Origin of the sequence: Methylobacterium sp. J-070, assembly GCF_022829385.1 — a bacterium.
Taxonomy (GTDB): Bacteria; Pseudomonadota; Alphaproteobacteria; order Rhizobiales; family Beijerinckiaceae; genus Methylobacterium.
In genome coordinates this window covers 1-20,309 of sequence record NZ_JAKSXX010000226.1, presented here as the reverse complement: position 1 = coordinate 20,309, position 20,309 = coordinate 1, and the positions used below count along the sequence as shown (strand labels likewise).

The window sequence follows — 20,309 nt, the reverse complement described above, 5'->3', positions numbered from 1 at the left end:
GTGAGGATCACCGGCATCGCCTTCGGGTGAACCGCACCGACTTCGGCGTTCGGCTCGGTCGTCAGGAAGGCATACAGGTCGTCGGTCGTCTCGCCGTCCTTCACCTTCCGCACGCTCTGCCAGCCCTCCACCAGGATGCCCGCGAAGCAGGTGAGGGGCCGATCCTCGGTCAGGGAGAACCACACGGGCGGGTGCGAGCCGTCCGCGGCCTTCTCGTTCTCGCTGAAGCTCGTGAACGGCACGAGGCAGCGGTGCGCGGGAGCCAGCCAGCGGCGCCAATGCGGCGAGGCGGTGTTGCGCACGTTCGTGACGCCGGGATCGACCTTCTTGCCCTTCAGCGCGAAGGCAGGCGACGGCATGCCCCAACGCATCATCGACAGGGCACGCGCGTCCTCGCGCATGCGGATCACGGGAGCCGTGGTGTTGGGAAAGATGCCGGGCAGCGGCGGCAGGTTGCCGGTATCGTCGTGCTCGATGTCAAACGCCTTGCCGATCTCCGACTGCGGCCGGATCAGGCTGTAGAGGTTGCACATGCAGCATGCTCGCCGAGGCGGATATCAGGACCGCGAGATGACGAACGCTGCCCCGCCGCCCGATCTGATCACGGGCTGGCGGGGCTTGTGCCGTTCCTCACGGCGAGGGGCCGGTACGCGACGCGGCCCGAGGTCAGGATGACGGATGGCAGTTAGCGAGGGGTGCCAGTACCGGGAGCGGGGCCGTCCCATGCCGGGATCTGACTGCTCACAACCTCAAGAAAATCTACGGCAACGCTGAAACGCATCGCGGCGGTTCGCATTTTTCGATCTATGTCAGGATCTCGCCTCCTAGCTGTGCTCGCCGAAGATGAAGCGCTCATCCGCATAGCGGCGGCCGACATGTTAGCCACGCTCGGCTTCGAGATGTCTCCAGCACGACGTCGGTCACTGGCCGGTTCTTTTTGAGCGCTATGCCACAAGCGAACTCGCTTTGTATGCGGCGGTCGGCGGGTCAGAAATTGATCGAGTCGCTCGGGTGTGCGACGCGCTCTTTCAGGGCGTCGGACATCGGGAAAGTCAGGTTTTCACCGCGGGGCGGGATCGGGCTCTCGAACCACTTGGTGTAGAGCTTCGCGAAGGCTCCTGAAGCCATCATGCCCTTCAGGACACCGTCCGCGAGCGCCTTGAACTCCGGATCTTCCCTACGCAGCATCAAACCGTAGGCCACCAGATCGTACGTCTCCGGGAGGAAGGTCAGAGCGGCCGGATCGGGCGCGCGGGACTTCAGGCTGGCGAGCAGGATATCATCCTCCATGAACGCCGCGGCACGCCCGCTCTGGAGTACGAGCATCGACTCGCCGTGGTCCTTGGCCTGAATGACGTTGAAGGTGCCGCCCTTGGCCTTGATGCCGAACGCGAAGCCGACCGCATTCGAACCCTGCGTGACGACTACAGTCTTACCGTCGAGGCCCTTCACGTCGTGGATGCCGGACGAGACTTTGGTCAGCCACCGTGCCGAGGACACGAAAGTCGCGACCGTGAAGGCGACCTGCTTGAGCCGGGCGGCGCTGCTGGAAGTACCGCCACACTCGATATCGATGGTCCCGTTCTGCATGAGCGGGATGCGGTTGGCGGAGTCGACCGGTTGGAGTTTGACCGGGAGGTTGTCGAGCTTGAGGTCGCTCTTGATCTTATCCACGACCTGCGCGCACAGGTCCATCGAGAAGCCGACTGGCTTCTGGTCGGCACCGAGATACGAGAATGGGATCGAGGCCTCACGATAGCCGAGGGTTATAGCCCCCGTGCGCTTGATCTTATCTAGCGTCGGGCTCTCGGCGGAGGCTGCTGTCACGGCAAGACTGAGCGCGAGCGCGCTGGATAGGCGTAAGAACGCTTGAAGCACGGACATCGGTCTTTTCCTCTCGATGATTACGGACCCCGTTCGGGTCTCACGAGGCCAAGCGGCGCGGTTGCTGTCAGCGATGAGGGTGGAGAAACTCAGCAGCCTACCCGAGCTTCGACAGCACAGCCGTGCGGGCCTGCGTCGACGGCACGTTGCGGGCGCGGATGGCCTCAATCAGACGGTCGATATCCGCGGTAGTGTTGAACATCCCGAGCGATACGCGGATGCCGTCGCGTTCCGGCGACACGCGGATACCGTTCTGGGTGAAGTAGTCCAGCCACTCGGCGACAGGCAGTGCGACGACGTAGATGTGCGGCGCGCGGTGCTGCCGAGCGCGTGGACCGACAAGGCCGACGTCGAGTTCGTCGAGGCGCTCGATGAGGTAATCGCCGAGGTCGAAGCAGTGGCTCTGGATGTTCTCGATGCCAATCGCGTTGATGAGATCGATGGCGGCGCCCAGGCCCTGGATAGCCGGGAGGTTAAAGTTGCCGAGTTCGAACCGGCTAGCCGTCGCCGGAAGGGCCATGTTGTCCGGCCGAGCGACGAAGTCCGTCGGCGGCTCGGCGAGGCTGGCAGCAGCCAAGTAGGCCGGCTCCATCTCGACCTTGCTCGTGTCCCAGTAGAGCAGGCCGAGCCCCTGCGGCACGAGAAGGCCCTTGTGTGTGCCCGAGCCGATGAATGTCGCTCTCATAGCCTTCGCGTCAATCGGCGTCACGCCGATGCCCTGCATCACGTCCACGACAAAGTAGAGGTCGTTTTGGTCGCAAAGTTCGCCAACGCTCTGGACGTCGAACCGATGACCGGCGTGGAAGGTGACGTGCGACATGGAAATCACGCGGGTCTTGTCGTCGATATGGGGCCGGAAGCTGTCCGCGTTCACCACTTCGGTCATCGGAATGAATACGACGTCCACGCCCTTTTTCTTCAGATTGAGGAACGCGTAGGCGTTGTTCGGGTGATCGCCGTGGATCATCAGCACCTTGTCGCCGGCCTTGAGTGGCAGCGCATTGGCTGCGATATTCATGCTCTCGGACGTGTTTTTGGTGAAGGCGACCTCGTGCGGCTGAGCGCCGAGCAGCGTCGCGACCTTGGCGCGGGTCTCTTCGAGCCGGTTGAGCCAAATCTGCTTGGGACCAGCGGTTTCGAAACCTTCCCGCAGGAAGCGCTCGTACGCCTCTTTCACCGGAAGTGAGAGTGGTGTCTGGAAACCGCTGTCGAGGTAGACCACGTGCTCAGCAGCGGGAAACGCCCGACGGACGGCAGCGACGTCGTAGTGCTGGTTCATGATCTCTCCGGTAGCGCGGACGTGACGAGGCATCGCAGCGGAAGGCTCCGGCGAGTTCTTGAACACATCTCAGATTTTGACGATTCGGGTTCAACGTGAATTGGCACGGTCCGCACAAAAGCTGGACACGTCAGTCAGATGACACAAAAATACACAGCACTCGCCATACGTCGAGTCAGATCATCATCTGACGGGATTTTTCATTCCGAAAATTGAGAATTGTCGGAATCGTCGTTGTCTTGCAGAATGGTGTTGGACAAGTGGGCCGCGGCCTCCCGTAGGGGATCGATGAAGGCGTCAAGGCCCGCGAAGCCGACGCGCGCTGAAGGTACGGAGACACCCAAGCAAGCGATCAGGTCGCCCTTAGGCGAGACGATGGGCACGGCGCACCCTACGACGCCCAGGACGTATTCCTCGTTGGTCTTTGCCCAGCCCCGACGCCGTATCACGTCGAGTTGACCAAGCAGCGACTTCGGATCGGCAATCGTCGTAGGGGTGTACTGCACGAGTGGCAGAGAATGGGCGAGCCGGTGCCGAACCTTAGCGGGCAGCCGGCTCATGTAAATTTTACCTGTCGAGGTGCAGTGGAGCGGGGCGCCCGCGCCGGGATTGAACTGCAAACCCTGTTGCTGCTTGGACTGCACGCTGTCGACATATGCTACCGCGTTGTCGCGGACGATGCCGATCTCGCACTGCTCACCTATCCTGTCGGCCACGGCGCTCAGAACGGCATGCCGGCGTACGGTACGGAACGCAGCCCCGATTGTCTTAGCTGATAGAGTGACGAGCGTGCTCCCGACGACGTAGCGCTTCGTACCGAGGGCCTTCTGAACGAGGCCTCGGTCCTCAAGGTTGCCGATGAGGCGATGTGCGGTAGGGAGCGGCAAGGTGAGCGCGGTGGCGATTTCAGCAGCCGAGAGCGCTTTCTTCTGCTCAGCCACGAAGGTCAGGATGGCTAGAGCCCGATCTAGTGGCCCGGTGCGGGACCCGTCAGGTTCATCAGCCACGATAGTGTCCTCGTGTGAGTGACGCTCGACCCCGTTCTACACCGACGATCGAGCACTTGGAGGATGTCCAGGCGGTGCAAACCCTGGCTGATGTCGGTCGCGAGTTCATCCAGGAGTGGACGGACAGCGAGAAGCTGCTCGGGGCTTCAGCGATCAAGAAGTTCGTCGTCGAACTCGATCATCGCGAGGTCAGGACCAGGATCAAGCTGCCTCGCCTATCTCGGCCGCGAGTGCCTCGACCGCGTCAAGCTCATCCTCGGTATCAACATCAAGGCGGAGGCACTCGTCGATCGCGGCCCAACGATGCGCACCAAGCAGCCGCGCTAGATCCTGCCGGTACGCCGCCTTCAGCGTTGGTCCCGCGACCACCGCCCCAAGATTCTGGAGGCGTTCCAGCACCGCGCGCAGCACGTGGGCGGGCGGACGTCGGTTCCGGCGCATAGTCACGTCTGCGACCATCCACAGACCGTTGGTCAAAGGGGTCAAAGACAGTGCCAGCGGAACCACGCTGCCATCTTCCAGAACGTGTTCGACCTCGTAGAGGTACAACATGCCGAGGACGATCTCAGCGACCTTCGTGCCTGCGCAATTGCCCATTCGACGACCGAACTCGGCAATCTCCGCCGCCGAGCGCAACGGCCGTAGGTTCTCCGACGCCGGCAGAGGTGGATCAGGCAGGCGATCAGCCCGCTCCAGGATCTTGCGCGCGAACCGCTCAAGGATGCTGCCGCCCTTCAAACTGTCACGCAAAGCGCGGGCGATTTCCTCCTCGGTGACGGTCGAGACAGTCCTGCGGAGCAGGTCGAGGAGCGCGTTGGCCCGGTCTACCTGCGCGGCCGTGCCCATGATCGCGACGATCTCGGGGTAAACTAGCGCGGGCGCGAGGTGCTCGGCGGCATGGACATGGCCAGAGCGCAAGCGACCGCAGTAGCGCAGGGCATTGGCTCTACGGCTGTGGCGCTCGTTCGACAGGATGCCGAACAGCCTTCGGTAGCTCTCAGGGTTTGCGAACGCATCAAGGCCGGGCCTGTCGGCGCCTGCCTCCTCGATCCTTAGCAGCGCTCGGAGGTAGCCAGTCGGAACGGCGTCCGGGACGACGCCGTAGGTTGCAGCGATGAGGTCGCGTGCTTGCCGGGTGCGCAGCGCCTCACCGACACCCGCGGCGCCGGCAGTCTTGATGCCGAGGCAACCCAGGAACGAGGCCGGCTCGTCGATGTTGGCGTCGACGGCGACGATGTAGGCCGCTTGTCGGGACAGAGCGCCCGCCACTGCCAAATCGGCGAGCAATCCGCGCGCGCCGCGCCGATCCAGATTAGCCAGGAAGGGCAGCGGCCAACCGGTAACCGGACGGTCGTTGTGGAGGTGGTATCCCTCCTCTTGATGCTCTGCGAGGTACGTGTCGAGGCTCAGGGGCGGACTCCAGCCAAAATCGACGGCCGCCGGCTTTCACAAGGCAGCAGATCCGTCGCAACGATGGGTAATCATCCAAGAGTGCCACAGCCGCGCAACCTCGCAAGCGAAAGATAGAGCCGGGTAAAGCGCGACAGAACCGCGACGCCGGCAGGGCACAGTCTGAAATATCACTCGCGCCAATCATCCGAACGCTTGTGGTGCTGCTGAAGTGTGCTCTACTTCCAAGATGGCGAAGCTCATCGACGACGCGCAGGTGATTGATGCGGCGGCGATCTTGAGTGGGATCTGGTCTCGAAATGCACTTCGACGTGAAGCGGGATTGCCGCTCTGGCATGTTCGAGAGACGTTCGAGCGCGAACTGACGGCAGCGCGCTGGCGAGCCCATGTCGAAGCGAACTACGCAGCCACTCGAACTCAGGTGCTCAATGAGCTTCGTGCTCGCCATGGAGAAGGCTTTGGATACTCGGCGGGCGGGCGCTGGGTCATCGAGGCTTTGACCTCGCAGGCGTTGCGCGCTTCGTTCCGGCCATAGTGAAACGCTGTCCCGGCTTAGCGACCAGCGCTGCACGTCATGCGTGGGGATGCCAGCTTGTCCTTCGACGCGGCGTTATGGAAGAAGCGGGCCTATGGCCAAGATCGAGCCTCTGCCCGCATGGTCGCTTCTGTCTCGGTCTAGCGTGACCGAACTTCTCGCACGACCGGACGGCGGTCCACCCTCGGTGATCCGGCTCGGTTTGGGCCTCGATGCGATCAGCGCTTCCAAGATGCCGTTGCTGGCGACGCTTAGGCTCATGCTCATCCGCGCGCAGGCGAACGGCGGGCTGACGCTGACCGCCACTCATGCCGTATCCCGCGCCGATACGCGTGGCCTGTTCGATGCGCTCGACTGGCCGGACTACGACAAGGCCCAGGTGCTGGCGGCCAACAAGGTGCTTAACGAGGCCGACGTAATGCCGGTCGAGACCACCCGCCTCATCGCGCAGGCGGCAAAATTCCTCCGCCGTCGCGAACGCAAGCTGCTCACGACCAAGGTCGGGCTAGATCTAGCGACGGAGGACCAGAGCCTCGAACTCTTCCATCGGCTATTCACTCTCGTGTTCTGGCGGATCGACCTCGGCTCGCTCGACCGCGTGCCGATCGACCGCTGGCCACAGGATCACGTCGGGCTCGTGCTCTGATGCTTGTCGGCCGCGGCGCGCCAGTGGAGCAGCGTTGGGGAACTTCTGCCGGTTTGCACCGTGCTTGATGCGGCGGCTGAAGTGACCACACCGGACTTCCTAGCCTTGGCGTTTGAATGCCGAATCCTAAGGCCGCTAACGTGGTTCGGCCTTCTGGAGACGCGCCGGATCGGCGAGCCGGGATCGTTTTCGTGGCGCTATGTGCGCGAGTACCGCACCACCTCGCTGTTCGACCGGGCGCTCACGTTCGAGGTCGAAATCGCGCAGCCGGGCGGACTGAGGCACTGAAAGTTGGCGTTCAAGCCGTGCACGTCTCGGCGCAACGACCGTCAATCGCGGCGTCGATCGCCGGGGCGTGGCCAATGAGTGGCACGAGGTCGCGCTTGCCCCGTGCCTGGACCTTGAGCACGCAGAAGCCAGTCTCGGCGTTGTGGAAGGTGACGCGCTCGATCGTCCCAGCGAGTGCCTCGACGGGCTGGCCTCGTTCAGACTCCTGAGATCTAGTTCGCTGCCACACGCCCGGCCTCGTTTCGCGTCCCCAGCCGTTCGATGACCATCTGCATAGCGACAGCAGCGAGGCAATTCGACTGTTACAGAGACGCCTCGCCAGACCTCCAAAAGCCCCGAGTGAGCCAACTACACGTTGAGCATGCTGGACCCCAACCCTACGGTGCAGCGGGGTTCATGAACGGCGTCGGGGCTCGATGGCCAGCACCGCCAACTTCGGCTTCATGGGAGGCTACGGACAGAGGCTCGCTGCAATCGTGTTCAGATCGCAGCGGCAGCCTCAAGGGTAGGTGAGCAGAAGGTCGACAGACTCCTCAATGAGCTTCTCATCGCAATCGGGTTCGAGGAAATCGTGCATGTGAAGGATGGCGAAATGCTTCCGCCAAAAGGTCGTAGCGAAATGATACCAATCAGCCTTCAACCGGAAGCGCACAACGACGTGATCGTGGCGCCATTCGTAGTACCAATTAGAACGCTGACCGACCGTACAGAAGTCCGCATGGGCGGTGATCAGCTTGCGAAACATCTCATTGGCAGCTTCGTCGCTCTCGTGGGCGAACAGAATATGGTGGTGTCGCATCTTTGTTGATTCCTCGTCGGCGGTTTGCCGACAAGAATGTTCTAACGCGGGACGTCAGAGGCGCGCATTATTCACGTTGACCCAATTTTCAGGCCCGGATTAAACTTTTGAATAGCCGCTGACCCTCACCCCACAACCCCCGTTCACTGTTGCTCCAGCCGTCTTGATCTGACTGCCGTGGTCCTCCGGTGATCGAAGTCCGTGGGGGAGGTCCTTGATCTCGTTCGCGTCGAGGCCGGTCCACTGATGGGCGGCACCCACTCGGCGAAGGCGTCATCGTCCAATCCGCTGGATCCATGCTGGGTCCCCGGCTGCATCCTCGATCGACTTTGCGACGTTCGCTGAGCCTGTTCTACAAGTTCGACAAGACCGGGATCCCGCGTGCCCCGTCTACCGGTCCCACTACGGCCACATCTTCGTCGACCGCGCGTCGCCATCCGCCGAGATCAGCCACTTCGCGACGATCATCGTCTTCCAGGATGCCCCCCGGGATCGAACGTCGTCCCACGCCACTGCGAAGACGGTCTTCCAGGGTCACCGTCTGTTGGCGAACATGCCGTCATCGCCCACGTCGACCACCCCACCGACTAGACGACGTCATTGCTCGACAAGTCCAACCACGGTCGGCATGACGATCTGCGAAGCGGAATAGGAGCGTCGCTCGATTCGCGGGCGTCAAGTTTTGGAGGAGTTAAGAGCCATCAAGCTGCCTCAGGTGCCCTCCGTCGGTGCGACCACTTTGGCACACCCTTGGCACACCTGCTGCCGGAAGGTCCGAAGCCCGCGTATAGAGCGGCAACTAAACTACTCAACAATAACGAGAAAATTGGCGCACCCGACACGATTCGAACGTGTGACCTTTGCCTTCGGAGGGCAACGCTCTATCCAGCTGAGCTACGGGTGCTGGCCGTGGCCACTCCCTAGCTCAAGCGCGCCGCCAGCGCAACGGCGCTCGTGGCCGGAACACCGCCGCGGTTGCGGGGGCCGTTCGTCCGCCGGCGGGAACGGCGGGTCCGCGCGCGCCGGCCACCATCGCCGGTCCGGCGGGTTCTCGACGGGTCAGCAGGATGCCGACGACGGAGCAGGCGATGTCGCAGACCATCGATCGCGGGACGCTCGACCGGCTGATCGCCCTCGGACGGGCCCGGGGTGAACTCTCGCCGGACGATCTGCGGGCCGCGCTGCCGGTCGAGCACATGGAGGTCGAGGCCCTCGTCCTGATGATGCTGGAACTCGAGGCCGCGGGCGTGAGCGTCGAGCCCGACGCCTTCGGGCCGCCCGCGGAACGGCCGGTCCCGGCGTCCCCGGTCCTCCCGGCCCTGGATCCCGGGACCGCACCGCCGGTCCGCCGGGCCGACAGCGCGGGCGCCGCCGCATCCCCGGCGGCGGATCCCGGGGCGGTGCCGGTGGCGCCGCGGGCGCCGGTCCCGGACGACAGGGCCACGGTCAACCGGGCCGTCGCCCTCGCGGGCGCCGCGACCCTGCTCCTCCTCGGCGCCGTGCTCCTGATGCTGTGAGGGCCCGGGCGGAACGCTTCGGCGGGCGGCCCCGTTGGCCGGGGGCGTCAGAGCAGGACCCCGAGGACGATTCCCCACCATGCGCCAACAACCCGACGGAACCCTTGCCCTGCTGGTCGCGGCGCTGCGGGACGGGGCGACGCATATCGAGGCGCTGCTGACGCTCGCGCGGACGGAGGTCGACGGCAACATCCGGGCGATCGTGTCGCTGATCGCGATTGTCGGAACGATCCCGGTCCTGCTGATCGTCACCTTCTTCCTCGGGCTCGACGCCACGGTGAAGCTGCTGGCCGTTCCGTTCGGCTCCGAGGCGCCGGCGGCGCTGATCGTGTCGGCGCCCTTCCTGGTCGCGGCGGTCTGGCTCGGCTGGCTCGGGGCCCGGCGGATGGCGCTCTCGAACCTGGAGCCGTGGCGGACCTGGCGGCAGATGAAGCGGGACGTGCGGGACATCGCCGGGCATGCGGCCGGACATGCGGCCGGGCACGCGGCCGGGGACCGGCCGCGGGACCCGGCGCGGACGGGGGCCTGACGCCCGCGCGGAGCCGGCCGGCCTCCGGGCCTCCCCCGTCGCGACGACGGGTTCCGGCAAGCCTCCGCGGGACCGGACGCGCGGGGCCGCCCGCTCAGTCGAGTCCGGCGATCATCGCGCGCACGCGCCCGGCCAGCGCCTCCACGGGGAAGGGCTTGGTGATCATCCGCATGCCCGGCTCGAGATGGCTGTTGCCGAAGGTGGCGTTCTCGGCATAGCCGGTGATGAACAGGACCTTCAGGTCCGGCCGGTGCAGGCGGGCGGCGTCGACCATCTGCCGGCCGTTGAGGGCGCCGGGCAGTCCGACATCGCTGATCACCAGGTCGATCCGGCCGGCGTCGCGCAGCAGGGCGAGGCCCGCCTGGGCGTCGGCCGCCTGGAGCGCGGTGTAGCCGAGCTCCTCGAGGACCTCGACGATGAAATCGCGCACCACCGGCTCGTCCTCAACCACCAGCACGGTGTCGCCCTGCGCGGCCCGGTGCGGCTCGGCCGGCCCGGAGGCCACGGTCTCGGCCGCCGCCGCGCCGTGGTGGCGGGGGAGGTAGAGCTTGACCGTCGTGCCGCGGCCCGGCTCCGACGCGATCCGGACGTGTCCGTCCGACTGCTTGGCGAAGCCGTAGATCATCGACAGGCCCAGCCCCGTGCCCTGGCCCAGCGGTTTGGTGGTGAAGAACGGATCGAAGGCCCGGGCGGCGACCTCCGGGCTCATGCCGCTGCCGGTATCGCTGACGCTGACGCAGACATACTGCCCCTCCGCCACCCCCGAGTGCCGCCGGGCGTCGGCCGGGCCGAGATGCGTGTTGGCGGTCTCGATCACGAGGCGGCCGCCCTCCGGCATGGCGTCCCTTGCATTGATGGCGAGGTTGAGGAGCGCGTTCTCGAGCTGGTGCGGATCGCACAGGGTCAGCCAGAGCCCCGCCGCGGTGACGCGTTCGAGCTGGACCCGCTCGCCCAGGGTACGCCGGAGGAGATCCTCCATCCCGGCGATCAGCGGGTCGGCGGCGGTGGGCTGCGGCTCCAGCGGCTGGCGCCGGGCGAAGGCGAGGAGGCGGTGGGTCAGCGCTGCGGCGCGGTTGGCCGACGCCACGGCGGCGCGCGCGTAGCGCTCCACCGCATCCGTGCGTCCCTGCCGGATGCGCGTCTGGATCAGGTCCAGGGACCCGACGATGCCGGTGAGCAGGTTGTTGAAGTCGTGGGCGATGCCGCCGGTGAGCTGGCCGATCGCCTCCATCTTCTGCGCCTGCTGCAGCTGCTCCTCGGCGCGGCGCTGCTCGGTGAGGTCGCGCCCGACGATGTAGAACAGGCCGGTGCCGGGATCGGGCAATATCAAGCCCCACCAGTGTCCACTGGTGTTCACTTAGGTGCTCTACCGAGTTTGCACAGCATCACCCTTGTTCACTGAAACTCACACCGGTACATTGGACAACGATTGGACGGGACAAACACCATGGCTAAGCGCGTGCGCGAAACCATCCTGGACTCACCGACTGCACGGTCAAAGTTGAAAGCTCAGCCTAAACCCTACTTCCGGGCCATCGATAGAGGGCTCCATCTGGGCTACCGCAAGGGCAAGACCGGAGGCACCTGGGTCGCCCGCCGATACCTCGGTGACGAGCGGTACGCGGTTGAGGCGCTCGGCCGGGCCGATGATCGGCAGGAAGCCAACGGTACGACCGTCCTAACCTTTCAGCAGGCGCAGAACCGCGCCCGCAGCAGGATTAAGGAAATGGAGGAGGCTGAGCGTGTGGCGGCGCTTGGCCCGACAATCTCGGTGCGCGGCGCGATCTCAGCCTACATCGAGGCTCGTGAGGCGAAGGGGCTAAAGGACGACATAGCCCTCAAGCGGTACACGCGCTGCCGGCTGACCAAGCACGTGCTGTCTCAAGGGGATCTTGCTGACAAAGCGCTGCAAGCACTCACGGTCGACGACCTGCATACGTGGCGTGCTCACGCCGCGACCGTCCTGACAGACGGCACGGTCCGCCGTGTTACTAACGACTTCCGGGCAGCCTTGAACGCTGCCATCCGGCGGCATGGAGCCCAGCTCCCCGCCACGATCAGCACGACAATCCGGAATGGTCTAGCGGTTCCAGAAGCCTCCGCACCCGTCGCACGTGAAGCTCAGATCCTGCCGGATGCCGATGTCCGCCGCATCGTCGCTGCCGCGGCCGAGGTGGACGCCAGCGGGGGCTGGGACGGCGATTTGCACCGCCTCGTTCTCGTGCTGGCCGCCACCGGCCTTCGGTTCTCCCAGGTCATTCGCATGACCGTCGCAGACGTTCAGGTCGAGCAGAACCGGCTCATGGTGCCGGTGAGCCGGAAGGGCACTGGACGCCGCCCTACCTCGCATATTGGGGTTCGCGTCGCGCCCGACGTGATCGCCGCTCTACGCCCGGCTGTAGCCGGGCGACGCGGCCCCGAGCGGCTGCTGCTGCGCCCGCGCTGGGATATGGCGAGGTTAGGAGAGTGGCGAAAGATTGATCGCGTCCCCTGGATGGAAGCTTCGGAGATGCGCCGACCTTGGACGACGATCCTGGAAAAGGCCGGGCTGCCAGGAGATCTCGTTCCCTACGCGCTTCGTCATAGCAGCATCGTCCGCGGACTCAGGGCTAACCTCCCGGTCCGGCTCGTGGCCGCACTCCACGACACCTCCACAGCGATGATCGAGGCGCACTACTCGGCCTACATCGTCACGGCGCTGGATGAGCTGGCCGCGCTCGCGGCTGTCTCATTGGTCACGCCGGCCCCGGCGCAGCTTCGGAGCGTCGGATGAGTGAGCCCCTGACGATCCCGCCGTGGGTGCCGAACGGCGTGCGGCTCATGTACGAGGTGGGCCCGCTCAAGAACGAATGCTCTCGCCGCCTGCTGACGGACACGCGGATGAAGGCGGCTTGGACGCAGTTGAGAAATCTAGTTCCGGCGAGCGATGCACCGACACCGACTTACTATCAGCCTTCCCCGTACATGCAGGAGAGGGTCAATTGCATAGGCCCTGGCTGCGATCTGCAGGATTGGGAGTTGGATGAAGATCTCACAGATTTTGATAGACTAAGCGCCGCCCTTTATTATGAGATCGTGGGCGCGCTCAGCCAGACGCAAGAACCTGTGAGCTGTACGACCGCCGAAGCGGAAGCGTGGGCAAAGCCATATTTTGATGCAGCCAAGATTTGTGATCTGCAGATCAAGGTAGAGTCGGCGTGGAAATTTAAAGAAGACCTGATTACCGCTCTTGAGAAGACGCGGGCTTACCTGCTGGAGCAAGGCCACATGCGACGCATGGCGAGCAACCCGCGTGTTCTCGACCGGCGCTCGGATGAAGACTCGGACAAGCTGAGAGCACAAGTCAGATCGGTAGCGGTAGCGTCGAGGGATCTGTTCGGCCCTTTCGCGAGAGAGTTTCCGCACGCCGCAGTAGCTCGGATCGCAGTCGTAAGCCTCAACCGAACTGATGCTATCGACAAGGCGCTCAAGAATTCCGTTGCGCGCTGGTGCGAGAATTTACCACCTCGATAAGCGCCACTGCTTAACAGGGTGCGCCCGCGTAAGAATTTTTCTTATCCGGGCATTATGAGGCCCTCCGCAAAGAGCTAACTCTACTCCACCAAGGCTTCCTTGGGTTTGCGGAGTTAGCCAATGCCTCGGACAAGTGCTCGTCTTCAGACGGAGACCGCCGCTGCGTCGATCGCCAGTCCAGTTCAGGTCATCAGGTCCGATGACACGCGGGCTCTGAGCGTCTCGGAGTTCTGCGACCGCAATCAGATCGGCAAGAGTTCTTACTTTTACCTGCAGGCTATCGGTCGCGCGCCCAAGACAACGCGCGTCGGACGGCGAGTTATTATCTTTCCGCAGGACGAGACGGCCTGGCGCCAGAGCATTCAGGACAACCCGCTTCCGGCCTCGCTCCGTCGCGCCGCCGAAGCTGCCGCCCAGAAGGAGGCCGCATAGCTTGACTTACAACGTCAGAACCCCCGGCGCTGGTACGCCGAGGGCTCTGGGAAATGTCTGCTTGGCGGCTGACGATCTCAGAGATAACCCACACCACGTCGACCTTCAAGCGCGCCGGATCACCGCGCGCCTGAAATGCAGCCCGGCCGTTGCCGCAGTGTACGCGGCGCACGCCTTCGATCTGCCTGAGAACTGGAGGCGCGCATGAGCGCCTCCCCCCTTAATCCCGACGACTACGACTTCGGCGACCCGAACAAGCTCCGCGCCTACATCACTGAGCGGATGGCGGCGGTCGCCATGCGCGCTGACCTGATCAACACCTACGCCGTTCTCGGCGACGATGTTGGCCTGAGGTACGCGATGCGCTGCGCCGCGGCGGAGTTCCGGGCCGCCTTGAACTTGCTCGGCGACCTGACCGAACAGACCGAGCGCGATCGCCGGCAGCCTGCGCCTAGTCCCCATCCCCGATCAAATTCGGAGGTGCGCCTATGAGAGCGCAACACTTCGCCGCCGAACTTGATCGGCTACGTCCTGCTGAACAGGCCGATCACGGGCCGGCGCTTCCCGAGTCGCTGCCCCTGTTCCCGCCGCTACCGCCCGCCGAGCCGTACCCGCTCGACGCCCTCGGCCCGATCCTGGGTGAGGCCGCCCGCGCCATCGCCCGCAAGGTCCAGGCGCCGGCCGCCATCGCCGCCCAGTCGGTACTCGCCGCCGCCTCGCTCGCCGCGCAGGCCCATGCCGATGTGCGCATGCCCTATGGGCAGCGCCGTCCGCTTAGCCTCTATCTCGTCAGCAGCGCCTTCTCCGGGGACCGAAAGACCACCACAGACAACGAGGCCTTGTGGTCGGTCTCCAAGCGTGAGGATGCTCTGCAGGAGATGCACGGCCGCGACTATCAGGACTGGACGGTCGAGCATGCGGCATGGTCGGCGGAGAAGAAGAAGATCGAGGGCGATCGGAAGCTGGTGTTCGAAGCCCGCAAGGTCTTGCTGACGGAGCTTGGGCCCGAACCGCAGGCACCAGTGCGGCCCGTGCTCACCTCCGCTGAGCCGACCTTCGAAGGGCTGGTGAAAGGCTGGCCCAGCATGCCGCCCGCACTCGGGGTGTTCACGGCAGAGGGCGGCCAGTTCACCGGCGGGCACGGCATGGCGGCCGAGAACCGCCTGCGCACGGCCGCCGGCTTCTCCATCCTCTGGGACGGCAAGCCCGTCACGCGGGTGCGGGCTCTCGACGGGGTGTCGATCTTGAAGGGGCGCCGGCTGGCCATGCATCTGATGGTGCAGCCCGACGCGGCGGCGGCCTTTCTGTCGGATCCGGTGTTGCGGGACCAAGGCCTGTTGTCGCGCATCCTCGTGGCGGCCCCCGACAGCATCGCCGGCACGCGCCTGTTCCGGGCGGTGACCACGGACGATGCCGATCAGATCCGGCGCTACCACGCCTGCATGCTGAACTTGCTGGAGAAGGCGCCTGAGGCGGATCGCGTTCAGGGTCTGATGCCGCGCGAGCTTGCGATGAGCAGCGCTGCCGAGGATCGGTGGCGGGACTTCTATAACTGGATCGAGGAGCGCTGCTGTGCGGGTGGCGACCTCCGACCGATCCGGGACTTCGCGGCCAAGGCTGCCGAGCATGCTGCCCGGATCGCCGGAGTGTTAGCCATCGTGGCGGACGAGCACGCCTCGCAGATCTCGGCCGAGATCATGACCGCGGCCGTGCGCCTGACGACTTGGTACACCGACGAGGCTTTGCGCCTTCAGCAGGCGTGCCGGACCGACCCGGCGTTGCTCCGGGCGCAAGCTCTGCTCGACTGGCTCGGAAACCGCGCCGAGACGGCGGTGAAGTTCAGCGACGTGCTGCGGCTCGGCCCGGCACCGACCCGCACGAAGAAGGAAGCCGATGCCGCTGTCCGCACGCTGATCGAGCACAACCTCGTCGAGGAAGTGAGTGAGCGACCTCGCCTGATCCGGGCTGCCGGCACGGGTTCGCGGGCATGAGCGGCTTTTCAGAAATCCTCATGCCCCGTGCGAATGTTGCGAAAGTTGCGAATGTTCGCGCTTTGAACGCCCGGACTTTCGCAGAATTCGCAAGTTTCGCACGGGGCAATTGGAAAACCACAAATCGGGGGCCGCTCCAATGACTCCGGCCGAACGCGACCGCTTCGAGAAGTGCCTCGCACTGGCCAAGCGCGGGGCTACGGCTGGCGAGCGAGCCGCTGGGCTTGCCGCCGCCGAGCGTGTTGCTGCCTCAGCCGGCATGACACTCCTGGAGGCGAAGGCTGTCACCGGACGCTTTCGGTCAGCTCCGCCAAGAATGGATTGGCCGCGCCCATCGCCCCGTGCGCGGCCTCAGACCTCGCCCAGGGCAAAACCGAAGCGGCCGGTGAAGCCACCGACCTTGGAGGAGGTGCTTCGGCAGAAGGCTGAGGTCGAGGCGCAGAGGCGTCGGGCAGCCGCCGCGGCAGACCGCAGGCTGCTGAAGGAACTCGCCGAGCAGGCCGCCTACGAAGCCCAGCAACGTGAACTCCAGGCCGAGCGCGACCGAGAGTGGGCAGAAACTCGGATGGCGAGGCGGGCTTGAGGCTGTTCGGAAACCAACACAGCTAGCAGCCTGTTGTCCGGCTATGGACATACCGGTCTGCGAGGTCCGGATTGACGGTGCTTGGCGGCCTGTTCGCCACGACCAAGCTGTCAGCGCCTATGCCAAGGCGCCGAAGCGTTGCCCAGCCTGCCACGGCAAGGTGATGGCCTTCCGGGATCCACAGCACGCAGGGGCGCTCCGGCTCTGCCATCATCGCGTTCATGACGGATGCCCGCTCGATCCACGGCGCTACTCCAGAACACCGTCATCCCATCCCAAGGCGCTTGATTGAGGTTACTGCAGCCTTCTTCCGTCAAAGCGATGAGGCCAGGGCCCACACCTCCCATCACGGTCCTTTCACGGAAGCTCAACCATTCCACGCGTTAGTCGGCTATCATTCGAGGTGAGTGCCGAGGTAGGGCCGTGTTCGATTTCACGCTCGGTGCGCATTCACCCGACGACATCGCCCACATCATCCAGGTCTCGCTAGCGCCAGCCTTCATCCTCGCGGGTCTGGCGCAGATGCTCAACGTGTTCTCGGCCCGTCTGGCGCGGATCGCCGACAAGGTGAACACAACGGCTAAGGAACTTAACCAGGCCGGTGCCGCTGAAGCTCACTACCTCTCGCAACAGCTCTCATACCTTCGGCGACGATCCTTCGTGCTCGATGCGGCCGTGGTGTGCGTCTGTCTCGGCGCTGGGTTGATCCTCAGCTCGATCCTGACCCTGTTCGTCGGCGCGTTGCGCGATACGGCTGCGGCCTCTGTACTGTTCGCCTGTTTTGGCGCCGGCTTGCTCTTCACCATCTGCGGACTCGGCGCCTTCCTGACCGAGATCCTGATGGCAGGACGTGGCATCCGCGTCGAGGTTGATCGGCAGCAGGATCAGGCCTTGGTTGCAGAGCGCGGCTAGGCACAAACATCCGAAGCAGGATAGAGCATATTCACGTGTGCGTGGCGGGTGAACAGGACGATACATCTTTCTCGCCTACCTTTGCAGCAGACTTAGAGACGCAACAGTTTCGATCCGACTCACCCTGAACGATGGACCCACTGATCCAGCCGCATGCCGATTGCTTCTAAATTACAAGGGCTTAACGCCGATTAGCTTCCTACCCATGTCATACAGGCGCTTATCGTCTTCATGGGCGCATCGTGATAGATTTGACAGCTTATGATTGTCTCGCTGACCGAGCTTGAATGCGTCTATTACTGACCCAATATATTTAGCGTCGTCTTTGCCGAAGGCAGCTTTTAGATCCTCACGGCCCTTCACCTCATCGCCTAGATTTAGGCTCCAGTCCAAGTCTTCTTTCGCTGATTTCCAGTTTGCAGACATTTCTTCCTCCCGTGCCCTCTTATGGGGCTAACACGAGGATACGCTGGTTTTCTGTTCCGTCGAGTCGAGGATTATCCGCCAAGATGCAGGCGAAGCGCGAGCGGGATTTGGCAGCATCGTGTGTTGGGACGGAGCCGTAACGTTGCGCTACCCCTCCATCTGCCAGCGGTCTTCGTGATCGTCCCCGGCCTGCTGGTCCATCGCTGATCTCCGTCGCCGACAGGTCAACTGATCGCGGCCGGATCGGGCCGCGCCCATCCACAGGAGATCGTCGTGGTTACCTAAACCTTAAGCTTCAGGAGGGGTGAGAAGGGGCGCGTCGATCCCAGTCGAAATCGCGTATTTTATCTGCACTCTCCGAGCAATTGCCGTAGCAGGGCAAAATAACAACTAGGTGGAACTCGGTGAACCGTTACATGGCAATGACTTAGCGGGCGCTCTACACTATCTTACCAAACGAATGTCCAATAAGGTCCGTAGATCGGTGGCAGATAGCCCCAACATTGCAGCGCCAAAGCCGGCACATCGCAGCCGCGTGACGAACGGCTCGGCGTTGCTGACGATCGCCGACGGCCGCTCGGCTTGGGCGCGGCGCATGCGAGACCTCATGGCCCTGCACCTGTCCGACCTCGGCGGCGAGGCTGCGGTGTCGGCGGCCGAGAAGTCCATCATCCGTCGGGCGGCCACCCTGACCGTCGAGCTGGAGCGGATGGAGGAGCGGTTCGCCACGGACGGCGAGGCCGACGCGGACGCCCTGGACCTCTACAGCCGGACCAGCGGAAATCTGCGTCGGTTGCTTGAGGCCATCGGCCTGAGGCGCCGCCCGCGGGACGTCACACCAAACCGCACAGGATACATCGAGGGTCATGCGGTATGAGAGACTTGAACGTACGCCTCCGGAAGTTGGAGACCACGATCCGTCCGCCGCAGCACCGCACGGTGCGCCATTTCGCGATGGAGGGACCGAAGGATCTACCCAGGGATGCTGCCGTCGCTTTCCTCCGGGAGTGCGGTCATGAGATCCGCGATAACGAAGACGCCATCATCCGGATCATGATCGCAGCCGGGCGGGACCTTCCGCTGAAGGACATCACGGCGGAGTGCTACCGATGAGGTCGTGGCTGTTTTCTGCCTGTTGTTTACAGCCACCACGATCTCGAGGGGGTTACTGTGCCCGGTGATGGTCGCCAGTTCGAGCAAGGTCAGAGCGGCAATCCTGGCGGCCGTCCTCGGGGTGCCCGCAACCGCTCGACCAAGGCGCTGGAGGAGATCCTCGACGGTGAGAGTGAGGCCCTGACCCGCAAGGCGATCGAGATGGCCTTGGATGGCGACACGGTCGCGCTGCGCATGTGCATGGACCGCCTGATGCCCGTCCGGAAGGATCGGCCAATCACTTTCACGTTGCCGGAGATCGAGACCCCGGCCGATCTGACCAAGGCAACGCGGGCGCTGATGCAGGGCGTGGCGGAAGGCGAGATCACCCCGAGCGAAGCGGCTGAATTGTCGAAGCTTGTGGACGCCCATGTGGAGGCGATCAAGGTCGCGGACTTCGCGGGACGGCTCGTCGCTCTGGAGCAGAACGCGGGCAGCAGGGGAGGACGGCGATGACACCACGCGCGATGGAGAGGCTCGCCCGTCTGGAAGCTAACGCTGCTCCGCCCTCGAACGGCAAGCACCTCATCTTCCGGGTTGAAGCCCCTCACGAGACCCCATTCGGCGACATCGTCATCTTCCTGAAGGATCGCGGCCACGCCATCCACGAGGGTGACGACGTGTTCGTGATGAACGTCGGCGCCCATGAGATGGCTGAGGGCGAGATGCCACGCGATCTGTCGCCGACCCTGTTGACCGAGGAGATGCGCGCCGCGGCCTCACCAGCCGGACAGTGGCCGAATGGCTGCAAGGAATTCACGTTCAAGCTCGATAGCCCGCGAGACCTGCAATGACTCCGAAGCTTGAGGACCGGCTCACCCGGTTGGAGCAGACGCAGCAGGCCGCCAAGGTGGATCGGTTCACGCCCGAGGAAGCTGCTGAAGCCGCCCGGCGGTACGAAGCGATGTTGCACGAGGACGACCCGAGTTCAACGGAGGCCGAGGCATACTTCGCGACCGCTACCTTGCATCAACTCGCGTCCGACTACGACGCGATGCTGAAGGGTGCTGCGGCACCGTGGGAGTGAGCGCCGCGCCTCCATACAGAGCACCGAAATAGGAACTTGGCCATGTGCACGGAACTTCACCTGAGGGAACCGCGCACGAGAGCCCGAGAATGACCTACCTGCGCTACGCCTCCGACATTGAGCAGCCCGCGCCGGACGAGCAGAAGACCATCGACGGTATCATCAAGGGTATGACCCAGCAGTCGGAGACGGTCGAGAAGCGCGAGCACCACGCGGTCCGCGCCAGCCATGCCAAAAGTTCAGCCTGCGTGACGGGTGAGCTGACGGTCGCCGCCGGTCTCCCGCCGGAACTGGCGCAAGGATTGTTCTCAAAGCCTGGTACCCACTCTGTCGCGGTCCGCTTCGCGCAGGGCCCGGGCGAGACCCTGGGCGACCGGGT

Annotated in this window: 22 protein-coding genes, 1 tRNA gene and 3 pseudogenes; 17 read left to right on the top strand and 9 right to left on the bottom strand. The window is 64.2% G+C overall.

The features are described 5' to 3' along the window. From MKL01_RS24495 to MKL01_RS24475, 5 genes are all read right to left on the bottom strand, one after another. The coding region (locus MKL01_RS24495; protein ID WP_243907775.1) for an SOS response-associated peptidase at positions 1-533 on the bottom strand (533 nt) is incomplete at its 3' end. 454 nt (positions 534-987) lie between these two features. Beyond that, positions 988-1,884, bottom strand: coding sequence for an amino acid ABC transporter substrate-binding protein (locus tag MKL01_RS24490; protein ID WP_243907774.1), 897 nt, complete (start codon positions 1,882-1,884; stop codon positions 988-990). Positions 1,885-1,981: 97 nt separating this feature from the next. Further along, positions 1,982-3,163 carry an aminotransferase class V-fold PLP-dependent enzyme gene (locus MKL01_RS24485; protein ID WP_243907773.1) on the bottom strand — a complete coding sequence of 394 codons (1,182 nt, stop codon included), beginning with the start codon at positions 3,161-3,163 and terminating at the stop codon, positions 1,982-1,984. A gap of 200 nt (positions 3,164-3,363) precedes the next feature. Then, positions 3,364-4,170 carry an IclR family transcriptional regulator gene (locus tag MKL01_RS24480; protein ID WP_243907772.1) on the bottom strand — a complete coding sequence of 269 codons (807 nt, stop codon included), beginning with the start codon at positions 4,168-4,170 and terminating at the stop codon, positions 3,364-3,366. A gap of 201 nt (positions 4,171-4,371) precedes the next feature. Further along, entirely contained in the window at positions 4,372-5,457 is a 1,086-nt protein-coding gene (locus MKL01_RS24475; RefSeq protein WP_243907771.1) for a hypothetical protein, read from the bottom strand. 352 nt (positions 5,458-5,809) lie between these two features. Here MKL01_RS24475 and MKL01_RS24470 point away from each other — a divergent pair, with 352 nt between their 5' ends. The 3 genes from MKL01_RS24470 (at position 5,810) to MKL01_RS24460 (ending at position 7,049) form a co-directional block, all read left to right on the top strand. Continuing rightward, on the top strand, positions 5,810-6,115 hold the full coding sequence (locus MKL01_RS24470; RefSeq protein WP_243907770.1) for a hypothetical protein: 306 nt from the start codon (positions 5,810-5,812) through the stop codon (positions 6,113-6,115). Positions 6,116-6,209: 94 nt separating this feature from the next. Beyond that, positions 6,210-6,761, top strand: coding sequence for a hypothetical protein (locus tag MKL01_RS24465; RefSeq protein ID WP_243907769.1), 552 nt, complete (start codon positions 6,210-6,212; stop codon positions 6,759-6,761). Positions 6,762-6,821: 60 nt separating this feature from the next. Continuing rightward, on the top strand, positions 6,822-7,049 hold the full coding sequence (locus MKL01_RS24460; protein ID WP_243907768.1) for a hypothetical protein: 228 nt from the start codon (positions 6,822-6,824) through the stop codon (positions 7,047-7,049). A 49-nt stretch (positions 7,050-7,098) separates the two neighbouring features. Here the strand turns inward: MKL01_RS24460 and MKL01_RS36020 are convergent. From MKL01_RS36020 to MKL01_RS24445, 3 genes and pseudogenes are all read right to left on the bottom strand, one after another. Continuing rightward, a pseudogene (locus tag MKL01_RS36020) lies at positions 7,099-7,278 on the bottom strand (hypothetical protein); the annotation flags it as partial. Between the two features lie 270 nt (positions 7,279-7,548). After that, positions 7,549-7,848, bottom strand: a complete 300-nt coding sequence (locus tag MKL01_RS24450) for a hypothetical protein (protein WP_243907767.1) — start codon at positions 7,846-7,848, stop codon at positions 7,549-7,551. Between the two features lie 827 nt (positions 7,849-8,675). Next, positions 8,676-8,752, bottom strand: a tRNA-Arg gene (locus tag MKL01_RS24445). A gap of 184 nt (positions 8,753-8,936) precedes the next feature. Here MKL01_RS24445 and MKL01_RS24440 point away from each other — a divergent pair. After that, the gene (locus MKL01_RS24440; RefSeq protein ID WP_243907766.1) at positions 8,937-9,365 is read left to right on the top strand and encodes an RNA polymerase sigma factor region1.1 domain-containing protein; all 429 of its coding nucleotides are present in this window, start codon (positions 8,937-8,939) and stop codon (positions 9,363-9,365) included. 79 nt (positions 9,366-9,444) lie between these two features. Further along, positions 9,445-9,894, top strand: coding sequence for a phage holin family protein (locus MKL01_RS24435; RefSeq protein ID WP_243907765.1), 450 nt, complete (start codon positions 9,445-9,447; stop codon positions 9,892-9,894). A 94-nt stretch (positions 9,895-9,988) separates the two neighbouring features. On the opposite strand, the pseudogene MKL01_RS24430 reads toward MKL01_RS24435, so the two are convergent. Continuing rightward, positions 9,989-11,209 (bottom strand): annotated as a pseudogene (locus tag MKL01_RS24430) (ATP-binding protein); the annotation flags it as partial. Positions 11,210-11,341: 132 nt separating this feature from the next. On the opposite strand from MKL01_RS24430, the gene MKL01_RS24425 reads away from it, so the two are divergent. The 12 genes and pseudogenes from MKL01_RS24425 to MKL01_RS24370 form a co-directional block, all read left to right on the top strand. Next, a complete protein-coding gene (locus MKL01_RS24425; RefSeq protein ID WP_243907764.1) occupies positions 11,342-12,667 on the top strand; it encodes a tyrosine-type recombinase/integrase in 1,326 nt (441 codons plus the stop codon). Continuing rightward, positions 12,664-13,407, top strand: a complete 744-nt coding sequence (locus tag MKL01_RS24420; RefSeq protein ID WP_243907763.1) for a hypothetical protein — start codon at positions 12,664-12,666, stop codon at positions 13,405-13,407. Before MKL01_RS24425 ends, MKL01_RS24420 begins: the two co-directional genes overlap by 4 nt. 636 nt (positions 13,408-14,043) lie before the next feature. After that, positions 14,044-14,331: a hypothetical protein gene (locus MKL01_RS24415; protein ID WP_243907762.1), complete on the top strand. Its 288-nt coding sequence runs from the start codon at positions 14,044-14,046 to the stop codon at positions 14,329-14,331. Further along, positions 14,328-15,830: a YfjI family protein gene (locus tag MKL01_RS24410; RefSeq protein ID WP_243907761.1), complete on the top strand. Its 1,503-nt coding sequence runs from the start codon at positions 14,328-14,330 to the stop codon at positions 15,828-15,830. The genes MKL01_RS24415 and MKL01_RS24410 overlap by 4 nt, the downstream gene beginning before the upstream one ends. A 385-nt stretch (positions 15,831-16,215) precedes the next feature. Further along, the gene (locus MKL01_RS24405) at positions 16,216-16,413 is read left to right on the top strand and encodes a hypothetical protein (protein ID WP_243907760.1); all 198 of its coding nucleotides are present in this window, start codon (positions 16,216-16,218) and stop codon (positions 16,411-16,413) included. A gap of 423 nt (positions 16,414-16,836) precedes the next feature. Next, entirely contained in the window at positions 16,837-17,325 is a 489-nt protein-coding gene (locus MKL01_RS24400) for a DUF2721 domain-containing protein (protein WP_243907759.1), read from the top strand. Between the two features lie 979 nt (positions 17,326-18,304). Next, a complete protein-coding gene (locus MKL01_RS24395; protein WP_243907758.1) occupies positions 18,305-18,628 on the top strand; it encodes a hypothetical protein in 324 nt (107 codons plus the stop codon). 26 nt (positions 18,629-18,654) lie between these two features. After that, positions 18,655-18,864: a hypothetical protein gene (locus MKL01_RS24390; RefSeq protein WP_243907757.1), complete on the top strand. Its 210-nt coding sequence runs from the start codon at positions 18,655-18,657 to the stop codon at positions 18,862-18,864. Positions 18,865-18,921: 57 nt separating this feature from the next. Then, complete coding sequence (locus MKL01_RS24385; RefSeq protein WP_243907756.1) at positions 18,922-19,359, top strand: DUF5681 domain-containing protein; 438 nt, start codon at positions 18,922-18,924, stop codon at positions 19,357-19,359. Then, positions 19,356-19,697 (top strand): hypothetical protein, encoded by a 342-nt coding sequence (locus MKL01_RS24380; RefSeq protein ID WP_243907755.1) that lies wholly within the window; start codon positions 19,356-19,358, stop codon positions 19,695-19,697. The genes MKL01_RS24385 and MKL01_RS24380 overlap by 4 nt, the downstream gene beginning before the upstream one ends. Beyond that, positions 19,694-19,930, top strand: coding sequence for a hypothetical protein (locus MKL01_RS24375; RefSeq protein ID WP_243907754.1), 237 nt, complete (start codon positions 19,694-19,696; stop codon positions 19,928-19,930). Before MKL01_RS24380 ends, MKL01_RS24375 begins: the two co-directional genes overlap by 4 nt. Before the next feature lie 89 nt (positions 19,931-20,019). Then, a pseudogene (locus tag MKL01_RS24370) lies at positions 20,020-20,309 on the top strand (catalase); the annotation flags it as partial.

Coding starts and splice junctions, on each gene's coding strand:
- MKL01_RS24490 (WP_243907774.1), bottom strand. CDS start 1,884: ATGTCCGTGCTTCAAGCGTTCTTACGCCTATCCAGCGCGCTCGCGCTC.
- MKL01_RS24485 (WP_243907773.1), bottom strand. CDS start 3,163: ATGAACCAGCACTACGACGTCGCTGCCGTCCGTCGGGCGTTTCCCGCT.
- MKL01_RS24470 (WP_243907770.1), top strand. CDS start 5,810: ATGGCGAAGCTCATCGACGACGCGCAGGTGATTGATGCGGCGGCGATC.
- MKL01_RS24465 (WP_243907769.1), top strand. CDS start 6,210: ATGGCCAAGATCGAGCCTCTGCCCGCATGGTCGCTTCTGTCTCGGTCT.
- MKL01_RS24450 (WP_243907767.1), bottom strand. CDS start 7,848: ATGCGACACCACCATATTCTGTTCGCCCACGAGAGCGACGAAGCTGCC.
- MKL01_RS24440 (WP_243907766.1), top strand. CDS start 8,937: ATGTCGCAGACCATCGATCGCGGGACGCTCGACCGGCTGATCGCCCTC.
- MKL01_RS24435 (WP_243907765.1), top strand. CDS start 9,445: ATGCGCCAACAACCCGACGGAACCCTTGCCCTGCTGGTCGCGGCGCTG.
- MKL01_RS24425 (WP_243907764.1), top strand. CDS start 11,342: ATGGCTAAGCGCGTGCGCGAAACCATCCTGGACTCACCGACTGCACGG.
- MKL01_RS24420 (WP_243907763.1), top strand. CDS start 12,664: ATGAGTGAGCCCCTGACGATCCCGCCGTGGGTGCCGAACGGCGTGCGG.
- MKL01_RS24415 (WP_243907762.1), top strand. CDS start 14,044: ATGAGCGCCTCCCCCCTTAATCCCGACGACTACGACTTCGGCGACCCG.
- MKL01_RS24410 (WP_243907761.1), top strand. CDS start 14,328: ATGAGAGCGCAACACTTCGCCGCCGAACTTGATCGGCTACGTCCTGCT.
- MKL01_RS24380 (WP_243907755.1), top strand. CDS start 19,356: ATGACACCACGCGCGATGGAGAGGCTCGCCCGTCTGGAAGCTAACGCT.
- MKL01_RS24375 (WP_243907754.1), top strand. CDS start 19,694: ATGACTCCGAAGCTTGAGGACCGGCTCACCCGGTTGGAGCAGACGCAG.